The sequence below is a fragment of the Roseisalinus antarcticus genome, from assembly GCF_900172355.1.
GTDB classification, from domain to species: domain Bacteria; phylum Pseudomonadota; class Alphaproteobacteria; order Rhodobacterales; family Rhodobacteraceae; genus Oceanicola; species Oceanicola antarcticus_A.
Genome location: NZ_FWFZ01000056.1, coordinates 1 through 14,323, shown reverse-complemented (window position 1 = coordinate 14,323; position 14,323 = coordinate 1). Strand labels below are relative to the sequence as shown.

Genomic DNA, 14,323 nt, shown 5'->3' with positions numbered 1-14,323 from the left:
TCGAAGGCCAGCAGCTTGTCCAACTCGCCGTCGGAAAAGCCCACCAGCGACAGGTCGAAATCCTCCGCCAGTAGCTCGTTCAGTTCCGCCGACAGCGCAGCCTCGTCCCACGTCCCGAGTTCGGTCAATTTGTTGTCGGCGATCCGGTAGGCCCGCCGCTGCGCCTCGGTCAAATGCCCCAGCACGATCACCGGCGCCTCTTCCAGCCCCAGCTGCGTGGCGGCCAGCACGCGCCCATGCCCGGCGATCAGCTCGCCATCCTCGGCCACGAGGCACGGCACGGTCCAGCCGAACTCGGCCATGCTGGCGGCAAGCTTTGCGACCTGGTCGGCACCATGCTGCTTGGCATTGCGGGCATAGGGCTGGAGCCTGGCCAGCGGCCAGTGCTCGATCCGCTCGGGGGCGAAGGCGAGGGTCATGTGCGTGTGATCCTGTTTGATCGGTTTCGGTGCAACGCAAAGCGCGACAGCAGCATGAAATCTTGTTACATTCGGATTCTGTATTGGTGCCCAGTGGCGCAACCGGAGGGGATGCGCTGCACGCTGCTATCGGCTTCGGTGGCATCGATACACTCAGGCGAGCGTGGGTTCGGCGGCAATTCTGGGAGGAGGTGTCGCCGAACCGGGCGCCAGGATGAATTCCTTCAGCGCGGACTTCACTGGACTCCAAGCTGGATTCCCGCTGGCCTCCGGAGTCCAGGGTATCCACCCCGGAGTCCACCTTACAAGCCACTGTTATTGCGTGGTTATTTCCGGTTCAGGGGTGGACTCCACGCGGGGTGGACTCCCAAAAAAACGGCCCTGTCGCTGGCGAAATTGCGCGCTTCGCCCGCCAGCATACGAAGTGCACGGAAAGGAACCGTTAAATCAATGGCTTAGCGGGTAGCGGAGATCGTTTTTCCGGTCAACCGGTCACCGTTTGCCCGGTGTCGAACTGTCGCCGCTCTCGTGCCATCGTGTCCCCTTCTGGATTCCGATCTGGACCCCGAAATCCAGTCGTGTCGTGCTGTCCCGTCGCTCACGCCTCGTGCGAGCATAACCCTTTTGTAGGCCCCGAGGCCGGCTTGGTGAACCCATCAGGATGTCTCCCCGAAAATTCCGTCACAGGATGATTTTCCTTGACAGGTTGTCGGCGTTGTCGATCACGAACCGCTTCGAACGCCGCGAAGACGGCATGCGTCCATGGAGCCGCCACGTGATCAGCGCAACGCCGTACTGCCAGTGGCGGTTGGCTGCGGGGCGGCTCAGCCCGATCTCCCAGGTGATCTTCTTCCACGGCTTGCCCCTTGCGCGCAGCCAGACGATGCGGGCGTCGTCACGCTCCAGCCAGCGCAGCCAGAGCATCGCCTCCTCGGCTTCGGTGATCTGGCGCGGGGTAGGGCGCGGGCGGCGTGTTTCGGGCTCCTGACCGACATGATCGGCGAAGCTATGGAAATACTCCGGCCAGGCGTTGAAGTAGCCCGTGGGCTTCACGCCGGGCAACTGCGCGAAAACGTCCGCGGCGAGCTCCAGCCGATCCTGCACGCGGCCTGTGGTCCAGTCATCGGCCATTGCGCACCTCCCGGACCACAGGCAGCTTGCCATACAGCTTCTCGCCCAGTTGCCGGACCAGTTCGCGCTCCGGCCATGTGAGGCGGTGGTCGTCAAGCGACACGGCGAGCATCTGATGTTCGTGCCAGCCGTCGCGCTTGACCTGTTCGGGATCGCGGCGGTGGCCGCCGTAACCTTTCGGGTGGAAGTTCATGCCGCACCTCCCCGGGTTTCGATGGCCCAGAGCAGGATGGCGATGGCGTCGGCCTCGTTGTCGTCAGCAGGGCTGAACCCACGGGCGCGGGCCGCGTCGATCATTGCCTGCTTGTTGGCGTTGCCCTTGCCGGTGACGTGGCGCTTGATGGTGCCAACCGGGACGCCTTCGTATGGCACGCCCCTGAGTTCGCCCCAGCTGGTCAGTGAGGCCATCAGCCCGCCGTAGACGTGGCTCGCGTCAGTGCCTGCGTGGCGGCGCACTTCCTCGAACCAGATCGTCGCGATCGGCCCGGACAGCCGGTCCAGTTCGGTCAGCCAGTTGGTGAAGCGAAGATAGCGCATGCCGCCGCCATCGAAGCGGCCGGGCTTGAACGATGCCGTTCCGCTGGTGATCAGCCCGTCATGGCCGCGCAGCGCCCAGCCGGTGGTGGTGCCGAGATCGAGGGCAAGGATGGCGCGCGCGGGCTCGGTCGGCATGGGCGTTTCCGGGGTTGCGCCGAGATTGGCCTCGGCGAGAGTCGTATCAGCCATGAGTGGTCTCCTTTTCTGGTTGGCTGCTCGGGTGGAAGACGACGGCGGTTGATGCTTGGCGGTACCGGCCGCCGTCGTCGGATGGTGGTTCAGGGTTTCTTGCGTTTGCCGTGTTTTCGCCGGTGGGGTGCCGCGCGCTTGCGACCTGCTGCGGTAACGGCCTTGCCGGGCGCGTGATGCTCTGGGCAGCGGCGGTTCAGCGTTCCCGATCGCAAACCGCTCCAGCCGTCGAAGGGCCTGCCGCATTCGGCGCAGTGGCTTTTCCAGCAGATGATTGGAACGGTCTGGCCATCACGGCGCGTGTGCAAATCCGATCCGATCGCAACATAGCGCTGGCCCTCGTGCATCAGCACGGTTCCCGGAAGAGGCAGCACACGGAAATTGATCTTGTGCACCACGCGCGGAGTTCGCGATCCAGACGACCTCTTGCCGCGACCATCGACAGCATCGGAGACACCGGTCGCGCGGTTACTATCGTTGTATGAGGGGGCGTGACGGCGTCCGCCCCCCTCATACTTAGTATAGGCAGTCACACTCTCTCTCATAAAATCCTTACAAGTATCTGGTTTCATGTCATTTTCTCCCGTTTTTGATGACAGAGGGGCATGACAGAGACCACTGTCATCGTCATCAGCAAGTTGTTGATTTCATTTGATTTATGACAGAGGCATGAGGATGACAGTGGCCTCTGTCATATGACAAAGTCATTCATCGACCCCCTCCGGAAAGACCCAGACGGCGGGGTTCTCGACCTCCCTGGCGCGGCCGGAATGGGGGCATTTGAAGTGGCTCGGCAGGACCAGTTCGCCCTCGGCCAGCACCTCGCCGGTCTCGGGATCGACCACCGGATCACGGCCGAACCGCATGCCTTCGACGCAGAGATAGCCGAAGTGCGACTTGGTCGCGGGGAAGCCGTGTTCGGCCAGATCGCGGCGGAATTTGACGAACCCTTTCGATGCGAGGACATTGATCCGCTGCCGAATGGTGAATTCGCTGCCAAGCCCATGCTGGTTCTCGAAGCCTGCGCCAAACTGTGTTGACGTGTAGACACGCCCCTCGGCGGCTTCATCGAAGAGCAGGCGAAGGATCACGTCACGTTTCCGATCCCGCTCGGCGTCATGTTTTGCGCCGGTCTCCTGGCGGACCAACCGCTCGTTCATGGGGTTCAGCTCGACCCATTCGCCATTGACCTTGTCGACGATCTTGGGCTCCAGCGCCGGTCCGTTGCGCAGCTCTATCTCCAGCTTGCGCTGGGGGTTTTCCTCGTCGGGCCGATGCAGGATCAGACCGGAGGTATAAAACCCACGCAGCGCGCTGGCGCCGGAGAGCGCGAGGAACGGGTCCTCCTTGACCTGGTGCTTCGACAGCTTGCGCGTGTGATGGACGAGGATCACGCCGCAATCGGGGTCGATGTGATCGCGCAGCACTTCCACCCGGTCCTTGAGAAAGAACATCATGGCAGTGTTGTCGTTCTCGCCGCCGCCATCCGGGCCGCCGTCGAAGAGGTTGCGAATGGGGTCGACGCAGAGAATATCGGGCGGCGCGTCCGGGAACGCGCGCCGGACGGCGGTGGCCACCTGCATGCTTCCCTCGGCATCGAGCAGCATCTTCAGCTTCGGCGTGGCGACGAACGTGTCGCGCGCGGCAGCCAGCACCTCGGGCGGCAGGGCGATCTGGCGCAGGCGCTCGCGCAGATAGTGATACTGGATCTCGGCCTGCAGATAGAAGATCCGCAGGGGCCGCGGCGGGGTGAAGCCGAGGAAGGGCTGCCCTGCTGCCATGTGCACGAGCCAGGAGATCAGCAGATCGCTCTTGCCGACCTTGGGCGCGCCGCCCAGCACCAGCAGCCCACCGGGCGTCAGCACACGCGGCGCGATGATATCCTCGGGCATGGGGCTGGTGTCATCGAGCAACGCCCCAAGCGTGAAAGCGGGCATCTCGTCGGGCACGGGGGCGGCGCTGTCGAGGCGCACGAGCGGGGGGCCGTACTTGTCGACATGACGGGCCCAGAGCCGTTCGGACTCGCGCTTGAGCCGCTCCACCGTCCACTGGGGCCGCAGCATGGCGGCGTTGTAGCCGCAGATGCCTTCCCAGCCTTCATCCTTCGACATCCGCCCCTCATGGACCATGCGGATGAAATACCCGATCGCGGCCGAGGCCCCCTCGAAGCGGGACCAGTCATCCTGCGCGCTCTCGCGCACCGGGGTGACCAGCACATCGTCGACGGCGGGCTTGTCGGGCGCGGCGAAGTCCGGCTGCAGCGACACGCCCGGTGCGGGCGGCATGTCGGTCACCGCCTCGGTGAACTCGCCCAGATCGCGTTCCATCTCGGCGTTCAGCGCGACGATGCGCACCTGCGTCTTGAGGGTGTTCTTGTAATAGACCGAGCCCGCCACGCGGATCGGCTGGTGCGCCGAGCGGAAATGCATGTCGCCGCCGGCCTTGGCGGCAATATCGCCGCGCAGACGCGTCACACGCGCAATGTCGCTGCCCTCGGCTGGTTCGGTCAGTTTCCACCAGACATGCGCCTTGTGTTGCCCCTCGGGCGTGACACCGCCGCTTTCGACCACCATGCTCGGCGGGCCGAGATGACGCTCGAGATGCGCGCGCTTGGCGGCGATATCGCCGGTGTCGATATCGACGACCACGGTCTGCATCTGCTGGACGTCGTCCGCCTTGGCCTGCCCGGGCTCGGCGACGGTGCCGGGGATGACATAGACGGCAGCACCTTCGCGGGCCGCCCAATTGGCGAAGGTGGTCATCTTGTCGGCCACCGAGGAATCCGCCTCGATCCAGATGTTATGCGGGCGGCCGTCGAAGCCCTGACCCTTGTCGATGAAGCTGCGGACAGGGATCAGCCCGTCGCAGTAGCCGAAGACGACGTCCATGAACTCGGCGATCCGTCCGGGGTCGGGCTCGTCGCCGAACACGTCGATCTGCGGCGCTGCGTCGTTGAAATCGCGCCACGGATTGAAATGGACGAGGTTTTCCTTCGGGGTCTCGGAGGATGTGTCATCCGATGGGGTTTGAGGGCAGTCGTCCTTGTGATCTTCATCATGCGCCATGTCGGCATCCTTTCTCACTTTGCTTGTGTCGGGCGGGTCTTCGGGCGTATCCGTCATCCGGGCAGGCTCCAGCAGCGGGCGGCCCATGGACAAAAGCGGCACTCGAAGAAGTCGCGGGCCTGCGCCACGCGCGGCAGCAATTCGCCCGCATCCGTGGCCTGCAGGATCCGGACGCCGCGGTCGGACATGCGCTGCGCGAGACCGGCATCGAAGGGCACCAGCTCGTGGTGCAGCTCGGCGGTGTCCTTGTTGATCGCGGTGAACACGGCAGGAGCGGCGCTGATGCCCGGCACGCTCGCGTCCATGTAAGCCTGGTAGACGGCGATCTGGGCGGCATAGACCGGCTTGGAGACCGCAACCCCGTCCTTGACACAGGCGCGCCAGTTCTTCGCGTTCATGGTCTTGCATTCCCAGAGCGCCGGGACAGCGAGGCCGAACCCCTCGGGTCCGGCGGCAAAGATGCCATCGACATGGCCGCGGATACGCCCGCCCGCGACCGAGAACCCGAACTGGCCGCCATCTGGACGGTTGCCCTTTTGCGTGTAGAGATCGAACCCCGCGCCGCGCAGCCAGCGGATCGCGAGCTCTTCCAGCTCGTGCCCGATGGCGAAGATGCGCAGCAGCTGGCCGGAAAACTCCTGCCCCTTGTCTTTCGGCGTGGCAGTGTACTCGAATTGCAGGGCCCGCTCGCAGGGATGGCCAAGCCGCGAGCCACCGAGATAATCGCGGGGTGGTCGGCTGGCGTTCTCAGCCGTGAGGGCCGCATCGATGGTCTCGTTGACACGCTCGGCGAAGCCGGGCCGGTGATTGAAATCGAGCATCAGAAGGGCACCTCCGACTGGCTGGCGATCTCAGCCATCTCGGCGCGGAAGGCCTCGACGGTGATGACGATCAGCCGGTGCATGTCGTTCTGGCTCAGGTGGCCCAGCGGGCGGTCCCAGCCGATCCGCTCCATTTCCGGGGCCAGTGCGCGCATCACGGCAGGCAGGGCCATCATTTCTTCTTCAGTAAAATCAACCATGTTCAGTCCTTTCCTTGCTTTTTGGGTGAAGGCCGCCTGGCAGCCCATGGAGCAGAACCAGCGGTATGTGCGTTTGCCGCGCGGCCGGTTGGGATCGAACCAGCCGAAGCCGCGGGTGCGGGATGTGCAAACGGCGCATAGCGTGCCGCGCGGATGGCCGGGGCGATCAGGGCCCGGGCGATCCGCAGCCGTTGCGGGCGGGGACGGGATTTGCGCGACACGGCTCACGCGGCCTCCCGCGCGGATGGGGCCGCGCTGATGATCAACCCGCGAATGGCGCGCTTGTTGAAGGTGAAGGTCATCAACGCCGAGGCCTTGTAGCGTGTCAGGCCATAATCGCTGCGCGCGGCAGGTGAGAGATATTGCAGCTGCTTTTCGGTGGCGGGCTGGGTCAGCCACGCTCTGGTCTTGAAGGCGCTTTCGTCGGTCTCGTGATCGTTCAGCCAGTCATCGGCCTGCGCGAGACAGACGCTGCGCTCGCCGATACCCAGAAGCTGCGGCTGCGCCCCGCGCGCGCCGCCGATGCCGTACCAGAGGCCGTCGAGCCAGAAGACGCCGCCCCAGGCCGAGAAGCCCGTGGCCAGCAGCGCATCCTCGGTGCCGAAGAGATCGACCCACTCGAAGCTGGAGCGTTTCAGCAGATCGATCTCGGTCATCAGGAAGCCGGAGAGCGCCCCGCCGTGAGCTACCTCAAGGGTTTCACCCTCATCCTCGACCAACACCTCGCCGCAGATCGGGCATTCGCGCGAGGCCAGCGGAATATCGGCCTGACACGCCGGGCAGGTCTTCGACGGCGCTTCTCCGGTCCCGGTATTGCCGTCGAGATCGACGTCCTGCTCCAGCGTGCCATGGGTCAGGCTGGACGTGCCAAAATCCAGCACGACGCAGTCGGTCTTGACCACGCCCGGATGCTCGGCGGGATCCACGGTGCGCAGGCCGCGCCCGACCATCTGGATCATGGTGGACTTGTAGGAGGAGGGCCGTAGCAGCACGACGCAGGAGGTGGGCGGGTGGTCCCAGCCTTCCGTGAGCACCGCGACGTTGGTGATGACGCGGATTTCACCCTTCGCGAAGGCCGCCAGAATATTCCGCCGCTCGTCGCCAGGCAGATCGCCATGGATCAGACCGGTGGGGATGCCGGCATCGTTGAAGGCCTCGGCGACATGGCCGGCATGAGCGACGGTGGAGCAGAACACCACCGTGGGCCGATCGGCGGCCTTCTCCTGCCAATTGCGCACCACCTCCTCGGTGATCGGCGCGCGGTCCATGATCTCGGCCACCTCAGACATGTCGAAATCGGACACGGTCTTGCGCACCGCCTTGAGCTTGTCCTGCACCCCCACATCAATGACGAAGGTGCGTGGTGGCACGAGGTGTCCCGATGCGATCAACTCGCCCAGACGCACCTGGTCGGCGACATTGTCGAAGACCGCCCGCAGACCCTTCTTGTCGCCGCGGGTCGGCGTGGCCGTGACCCCGAAGATCCGGGCGTCCGGATTGGTACCCCGGACGCGGTCGATGATGCGGCGATAGCTGTCGGCCACGGCGTGGTGCGCTTCGTCGATCACCAGAAGGTCCAGCTTCGGCATCCCTGCCAGATTCGCCTCGCGTGCCAGCGTGGGGACCATGGCAAAGGTCACCTGGCCGGCCCATGATTTGGTGGTGGCATCGACGACGGAGGTGGACACATCCGGGACCACACGCTGGAACTTGTCGCGGTTCTGCGCGGTCAGTTCATCGCGATGCGCCAGCACGCAGGCCTTGGCATCGGTATCTCCGAGGCGCTCACGTACCAGGGCTGACAACGCGACAGATTTACCGAACCCGGTGCTGGCCACGCTCAGCGTATTGTCGCGGGTGCCGAGCGCAGACAGGCTGCGCTCGACGAAGAGTTTCTGGCGGGGACGCAATCGCATGGCGGTGACCCTCACTCGGCCCAGCTCGGACGGCCCGAGAAGCCGGGCGCGGCGGGTGTCTGCGTGGACTGCCCATGCTGCGCGGGTGCGCCGTGGCCCTGCGTCGGTGTCGGCGTCTGGGGCTGGGGCGCCGGCGGCGCAGATTGCGGCGCATGTGGCGACCCGGGTGCCATCGGCGCGGCGCCATGACCCATGAGCTGCGCATAGTCGCGGTGATCGGGCATGACCGCGCTTTTGATCTCGTTGCGCTCTTCCCCGCTCGAGTCCTTGCCGACATCGATCCGGGCGATGAACTCGATCCCGTCGAGATCGGCAAACCCGTTGATGCGCCGCGCGGCCTGCGCCTGCGCCGAGTTGTCCTTGTCAGAAATTCCGCGCGATGAATTCAGCATGCCCCGCACCAGGCTGCGGCCCATATTGGCCCAGTTCGGGCCGTTGGGGCTGTAGAGCCCGATCAGCGACCAGATCTTGCGCTTGGCATAGGGTCCTTCGAGTACCGTGTACTCGGCATCGAGATAGACCGCGCCCGTGGAGGCCCGCTTGGCATAGCCGCCGGTCCAGCCCTGCGCGGGGTCGTCGAACCCGCCCGGGCGGATCGTCATGCGCACCTTGGCCAGCGTGCCCTTGGGGATGACGTTGGCGTTGGTTTGCGCGTCGTTGAAGTCGTTCCAGAGAGACATGGAATAGGTCCTTTCAGTTGGTGGTGTCGTTGGAAGGGGTGGCCTGCGCCTTTGGCGGCGCCGGAAGCTCGGGGGCCTGGTAGGTCAGCCGCCGCTCTTCGGGGACCAACGGGCCGCGGATCTTGTCCATCAGCCGCCCGAGATGGGGCGCCTCGAGCATGTCGAGCCGGCCGGAGCGGTCCTTGGCGGGATAGCCCCACGGGTTCAGGGTCTGGCAGACAAAGCCGCGCTGCAGGGTGCCATTCTCGGCCTTGAACTCGGCCATGGTGATGACCTGATCGACGATGCCTGGCAGCTCGAGCCCGGTCTTGGACCCGTCGATCTGCGGCTGGAAAACCGGGCGATTGAAGTCGTCGAGCTTCTGGTCGAGGATGCCGACAAACCAGACATTCTTCGCCCGCGTGTGCTGCAGATGCGTGAGCCAGGCGATCATCTCGCGGCCATGCAGGCCATACGCGCCGCGCACATCGGGCTTGCCGGTCTTCTCGGAGAACGCCTCGGGCTGCCCTTTGCACCAGCCAAAGCACAGCCGCCCCGCCACGGTGATCGAGTCGATGAATACCGTGTCGTACTTTTCCAGCGCGGCCGGGTCGCCGAACTTCGCGCAGACCGCCTCAAAGTGCGCCTGGCTGTAGGGCTGGTCTGCCCGCAGCGCCGGGTTGGGTCCGCCGATGAACACCGCGAAATCCCGGCATTCCGCCCATGTCCGCGGGCGAATGGCATCCATTGCCAGCCCCTCGATGGCCAGATCCCCGGCTTCGAGATCGAAGAACAGCGTGGTCGAGTTTTTCAGCGTCCAGAGCAGCGATGTCTTGCCGATCCCCGAGGTGCCGAAAATCACGCCCTTGATGCCGCGAGTTTCCGCCAGCCGCTGGTCGGCGGTGATGATGGGGAGTGCGCCGGTCATGCCAGCACCTCCTGGCGCGCCCGCGCTGCATCGGGATCACTGCTGGTCACGGCCGCAAACAGCGCATCCAGCCGGTCGGCCTCGGTGAGGCACTCAACGCCCTTGCGCCGCATGAACCGCCGCGCGTCATCGAGCAGGTCGGGCTCGACGATCAGGTCGGGGACGGCGACGTATTCCTCGGCGCTCTCGACGAAGTAGGATTTCGAGCGCAGGTCCTTCACCAATGGCACGAAGGCCTCGCAAACCTCTGCGAAATCCACCTGGCCCAACCCGTCTTCCCGGTTGCGCAGGATGCGCTTGACCTCGGAAATGATCCCGGTGCGCAGCATGCGCAGCGCCCCTTCCTGCCGCGCCTGCGTGCAGGTCAGCGGAAAAGCGGCCTCCATCATCTCATCGGCGATCCTGGGGGCGTTGTTGCCCAGACGGGATGCGTAATCCCAGACGCGTTCGGCAAAAGCCGCTGATTGGCTATCAAGCATCAAACCACTCCTTGATTGTTGTGAAAGCTGTCGATCCATCGGCGATGGCTCTGGCATCGAGGTCGTGGAACGGGGCCTCCTGCGCCTCGCGCATGCCCTCGCGGGCCAGCGCGAGATTTTGGTCCGTGGCCCATTCGGCAAAGGCGCGGAACGTGCCCGTCACATGCTGCCAGGCCACCTGTTCGGGCGTCGGCGCCACGTAGAGCGGGTTCCGACGGCTGGGCCTGCGCTGCGGGCGCATTCCCCGCATGGCGGCATCCGTGACCATCTTGCGCATCGCAGTGCGGTTCGGTTCCTCGCCGCGTTCGAGCCGGTCATCCAGCGTGCGGCGCACGATGCCCGGATCGTTCGTCTCGGCATCGCGCAGCTGACGGGCTTCGTGGATCTGGTCCCGGCGCAGGCCAAGGTCAGCGGTTGAGGCAGTGTTGTGGTCTTCAACACTGCTCCGGTTTCCACCGTTGCGCTTCACCTCGCCACGCGCCTGTGCCGCGTCGTACTCATCAGCCAGCCGACGCTTGGCGGCCGCTTCGATTTCCAGCGCGTCGGCCTGCGCACGGTGGGCGGCGGCGATCAGATCGTCATGGGCAGATTTGGCGGTTTGCAGCCGGGCGGTACGCTTTGCGATGTCATAAGCGAGGCCAGCCGCTTCGCGGGCTTCCAGCACCTCGGCAGCCGTCCTGGCCCCCGACAGCATGGTCGCTGCGCGTTCGATGAGGCCGGGCAGGTCCTGGTCAGGGGCGTGAATGGGGCCGAGCGCGGTCATTGATCACCCTCCTGCGGGACGATCTCGACCTTCAGCGCGCCGGACCGGACGGTGCGCGCAGGTTCAAACTGCTCGCGGATGTTGTCGGGCCAGGCGGCGTATTTGCGCTCCGGCACCTTGATGGCGATGTCGACATATTGTGCGGGATTGTCACCGGCTTTGCGGATCTGCGCGACCATCGCGGCGAGCTTGTCCTGATCCCAATCCACGCGCTTGGGCAGGTCCGCCACGACGGTGAAATCACCGTCATCGAAGCGGATCGTGCCCGTGTCCTTGCCTGCGGCCCGTCGCTCCTCGGCAGCGCGATCGGCGTAGCGCACCGCGAGACCGGCATCGAGCCGGGCCTTTGCGGCCTTGTCGCGTTTGAGCCGCGCATCGATTTCGTGCTGCAGGATGGCCAGCAGTTCGACCGGCAAGGCCGCGATCTCGGCCGCGCTGAGCGCTGGCAGATCGTCCGGCGTGGGGGTGTTGTCGGGAAATGGCATATTTGTGCCTCCTTGATCGGTGGGTGGTGTCTGGATGGGGGTTGTCATGCTGCCTGCGCGTCGAGCAGCAGCGCGGACAGCGATGCGGTGGCGGCCTTCGGCTTGGGGCGCGCCACAGCGATGTAGGCGAAGCGGTCGGTTTCCAGTCGCTCCTGCACCAGGTGCACGAGGCCCTGTTCGGCGGCCCAGAAGGCGCGGCTTCCCAGCTTGGCCAGTTCGACGCGCTGCGCATCCGGCAGGTGCGAGATCGCCGGAAAGGTATCGAGCACCAGAAAGCCGCGATGGTATTCCAGCCGGTCGCCGGGAACGGCCTGAGCCACCCAGGCACAGAACTCGATTTCCCCGAGCGGTCGGCTGGCGCGGGCGGTGGTGATGGGTGTCGTCTGCATGAACATTATCTCCTCCTTTTCCCTCTACTCACGCTGCCGCCAGATCGTCCCACGCCGGACCGAGACCGTGGGCGGTGAGGACGTGGCGGAGATCGGCGAGGCGGCGATAGAGGGCGGACCGGCTGCCGAAACCCTCAGTCGCCAGCGCGATGACGGGACGATGCGCCAGCGCCGCGCAGAAGCGGCGATCCTCGGCCGGGAGCCGCGCAAGCGCCGCCTGCAGGGCGAGGTGAAGTTCGGTGACGGCCGCTGCGCAGGAGGTCTGGCCGTGCCACGCGGCAAGGCCGTCATCCTCGGTCAGCGTGTCGCCGACCGGCTCGCGGGTTCCGGCCAGCGGCACCTCGAGCGACAGCATCGTGCCGCCCTGCGCACGGCGCTGGCGGTGATCGCGCATCGCGATCCGCGAGGACTGGTTGCGCAGGACCAGACCTGCAAAAGCGCCGAGGCTGCCGCGTGCCGGATCAAAAGCTGGCAATCGGCGCAAAAGATCGATCAGAAGATCCTGCCCCAGATCCTCGCGATCGCAGGCGGGCAAACCCAGCCGCCGCCGCAGCCGCCGGGCCGCGGAGTCGGCCTCGGAGATGATGGTCTCAATGTCGTCGGGGGAGAGTTTGATCTGCATCGCTGTGCGCCTCGGTCATCGTTTCTGATGAGCCGAAACTGCCGGATACGGTCGGTGTGCAGGTGGGAACGGGGTGGGAATAAGGTGGGGGTTTGGTGGGCAGGCTTAAGACCAACCTAGCCGTGCGGTCAGTAGCGACGGCTGCCGATATGTCCCGGCGGGCGCTAATGCCTACCGAGTAAGAGAATTTGGCACGCCGGAAATTGGAGAGGGCTCTGCGCCTGCGCAACGAGGCAGGTTACCTACCCAAAGGCAACTGCCAGTCGGCTGGGGCGCAAGCACCATTCTCGGCTTCCGGAACGAGTTCCATTCGATCAAGGGCTTCGGTGATGAACTCCGATGAAACTGGCGTCTCGCTCCCGGCATCGCGACGTGGGTGGCGCAAATTTGTATTTGGCACGGTAACGGTGATACGACGATTACGGGCAGGATGCCCGGCGGCAAGCTCCATCGCTTTTTTCAAGGCCGCCGACCATGTGTCGGCGCGAAGTTGCTCTTCAGAGCAGGGTTCGCCATGTCGCCAACCAAATGCGCTGATGCGCCACTGCGTCACCTGCTCCCGGTCGTTACCATGGGTAACCCATTCTGAGCCAAAGCTGATTTTTAGTTCTAGAAAGTCCGGATTGCGCCGACCGAAGAGCCTGAGATGGAACGGAGTTTGGCCTCGGGCAACAGACGGATCGAAATCCTCAATGAGCCAATGGGTGCTTTTCTGTAGGCGCCAGCGACCATCATCGCTTTGCTTCCAGGCTTTTTGACGCTTCATTTCGTCTTGTTTGGCATTCCAAGCCAAAAGCCGGGCATCACGGGTTTCGCGCGCTCTGGCGATTTCTGCCGCTCGTTCGGCGAGCCCTTCGTTTAGGCGCTTCGCACCCTCCGGATGGATAGCGAGATAAGCAGATTGGCAAGCGTCCTGCGCCGCCTCGAGGGAGAGGCGAAAGAACTCCTTTCCGGCCTGTTTTGACCTGAGACTGCTGTGCACAAAGCCCTCAATCTCCTTGGCTGAACGCTCGACGGGCATCGTCCATTCGAGCTTGAACGGGTTCGGTACGCCAGTCGCGGCACTAAGTTCCGCAATCCGGGTCCCAATTTCTCGCGTAGTATAGCCGATCTTCAAGAGCCCCGGCATATCGGCGTTTGAGGCGATGTAAATCGTGCCCGCGTCGCTCTCTATGCAAGTTTCGTCAGATTGGGCTATCGCGGCGGCTGGAGCATCAATCACGAGAGTTTCTAAGTCGGCAGCGTGATACTGGCGCTTGGAGCCTCCTCGCAGTGTCCGCGTTTGATATGAAAACCGCACCATGTCGCCGTCGATGACCGGGTGCAGAGGGTCGTCTAGAAAAAACGAGTACTTCTTCCCGCGAACCGCAAAACTATGGGCGTGACTTCCAGATTTCGCTACCCGGCTGCTACACTCGCTGACGATGCCACTCGTCGTGAGGACCTTCTTTCTGCTCATTTATTCGCAATCATCTGTTTTTCTTTTTCAGCTGATACTTGAACCGAGACCCAAGCACGAAGCCGTTTTGACACCTTCTCAAGATTTCCACCAGCGCACCTCGACGTCCGCGAACGCAACTATCTTTTCAGAATCCTGAATCGGTGACTTCGCAGTCGACATTTGTTGATTTACCTATTGAGGTAAAGCACTTAGCCTTCATCTGAGATTAACCCTGCAGGTGAGCTCAGATGACCGACTTTATTGTCAAGAAACTGCCCT

General features: G+C 64.2%; 17 protein-coding genes. All 17 read right to left on the bottom strand.

Annotated features, from left to right (window positions below; genetic code table 11):
- Positions 1-419: ParB/Srx family N-terminal domain-containing protein (locus tag ROA7023_RS21975; protein ID WP_159458639.1), on the bottom strand; the 419-nt coding region annotated here is incomplete at its 3' end.
- Between the two features lie 681 nt (positions 420-1,100).
- A complete protein-coding gene (locus ROA7023_RS21970; protein ID WP_085881121.1) occupies positions 1,101-1,550 on the bottom strand; it encodes a DUF6362 family protein in 450 nt (149 codons plus the stop codon).
- Positions 1,540-1,743, bottom strand: coding sequence for a hypothetical protein (locus tag ROA7023_RS21965; protein WP_085881120.1), 204 nt, complete (start codon positions 1,741-1,743; stop codon positions 1,540-1,542). Before ROA7023_RS21965 ends, ROA7023_RS21970 begins: the two co-directional genes overlap by 11 nt.
- Positions 1,740-2,276, bottom strand: a complete 537-nt coding sequence (locus tag ROA7023_RS21960) for a crossover junction endodeoxyribonuclease RuvC (protein WP_200812576.1) — start codon at positions 2,274-2,276, stop codon at positions 1,740-1,742. The genes ROA7023_RS21965 and ROA7023_RS21960 overlap by 4 nt, the downstream gene beginning before the upstream one ends.
- A gap of 89 nt (positions 2,277-2,365) precedes the next feature.
- Positions 2,366-2,674 carry a hypothetical protein gene (locus ROA7023_RS24160; RefSeq protein WP_143535706.1) on the bottom strand — a complete coding sequence of 103 codons (309 nt, stop codon included), beginning with the start codon at positions 2,672-2,674 and terminating at the stop codon, positions 2,366-2,368.
- Between the two features lie 306 nt (positions 2,675-2,980).
- Positions 2,981-5,341 carry an AAA family ATPase gene (locus ROA7023_RS21955; RefSeq protein ID WP_234992402.1) on the bottom strand — a complete coding sequence of 787 codons (2,361 nt, stop codon included), beginning with the start codon at positions 5,339-5,341 and terminating at the stop codon, positions 2,981-2,983.
- 53 nt (positions 5,342-5,394) lie between these two features.
- The gene (locus ROA7023_RS21950; RefSeq protein ID WP_085881119.1) at positions 5,395-6,162 is read right to left on the bottom strand and encodes a hypothetical protein; all 768 of its coding nucleotides are present in this window, start codon (positions 6,160-6,162) and stop codon (positions 5,395-5,397) included.
- Positions 6,162-6,362 carry a DUF6511 domain-containing protein gene (locus tag ROA7023_RS24155; protein WP_143535705.1) on the bottom strand — a complete coding sequence of 67 codons (201 nt, stop codon included), beginning with the start codon at positions 6,360-6,362 and terminating at the stop codon, positions 6,162-6,164. Before ROA7023_RS24155 ends, ROA7023_RS21950 begins: the two co-directional genes overlap by 1 nt.
- Before the next feature lie 224 nt (positions 6,363-6,586).
- Positions 6,587-8,278 (bottom strand): DEAD/DEAH box helicase, encoded by a 1,692-nt coding sequence (locus tag ROA7023_RS21945; protein WP_085881118.1) that lies wholly within the window; start codon positions 8,276-8,278, stop codon positions 6,587-6,589.
- An 11-nt stretch (positions 8,279-8,289) separates the two neighbouring features.
- Positions 8,290-8,958: a hypothetical protein gene (locus ROA7023_RS21940; RefSeq protein WP_085881117.1), complete on the bottom strand. Its 669-nt coding sequence runs from the start codon at positions 8,956-8,958 to the stop codon at positions 8,290-8,292.
- A 13-nt stretch (positions 8,959-8,971) separates the two neighbouring features.
- Entirely contained in the window at positions 8,972-9,865 is an 894-nt protein-coding gene (locus tag ROA7023_RS21935) for an ATP-binding protein (RefSeq protein WP_085881116.1), read from the bottom strand.
- On the bottom strand, positions 9,862-10,344 hold the full coding sequence (locus ROA7023_RS21930) for a hypothetical protein (RefSeq protein ID WP_085881115.1): 483 nt from the start codon (positions 10,342-10,344) through the stop codon (positions 9,862-9,864). Before ROA7023_RS21930 ends, ROA7023_RS21935 begins: the two co-directional genes overlap by 4 nt.
- Positions 10,337-11,107 (bottom strand): hypothetical protein, encoded by a 771-nt coding sequence (locus ROA7023_RS21925; protein WP_085881114.1) that lies wholly within the window; start codon positions 11,105-11,107, stop codon positions 10,337-10,339. The genes ROA7023_RS21930 and ROA7023_RS21925 overlap by 8 nt, the downstream gene beginning before the upstream one ends.
- Positions 11,104-11,592 carry a hypothetical protein gene (locus ROA7023_RS21920; protein WP_085881113.1) on the bottom strand — a complete coding sequence of 163 codons (489 nt, stop codon included), beginning with the start codon at positions 11,590-11,592 and terminating at the stop codon, positions 11,104-11,106. The genes ROA7023_RS21925 and ROA7023_RS21920 overlap by 4 nt, the downstream gene beginning before the upstream one ends.
- A 44-nt stretch (positions 11,593-11,636) precedes the next feature.
- Positions 11,637-11,987: a hypothetical protein gene (locus tag ROA7023_RS21915; protein WP_200812575.1), complete on the bottom strand. Its 351-nt coding sequence runs from the start codon at positions 11,985-11,987 to the stop codon at positions 11,637-11,639.
- Positions 11,988-12,009: 22 nt separating this feature from the next.
- Positions 12,010-12,603 (bottom strand): sigma factor, encoded by a 594-nt coding sequence (locus tag ROA7023_RS21910; RefSeq protein ID WP_085881112.1) that lies wholly within the window; start codon positions 12,601-12,603, stop codon positions 12,010-12,012.
- Positions 12,604-12,841: 238 nt separating this feature from the next.
- Positions 12,842-14,062 (bottom strand): GIY-YIG nuclease family protein, encoded by a 1,221-nt coding sequence (locus ROA7023_RS21905; RefSeq protein ID WP_085881111.1) that lies wholly within the window; start codon positions 14,060-14,062, stop codon positions 12,842-12,844.
- Positions 14,063-14,323 lie beyond the last annotated feature (261 nt).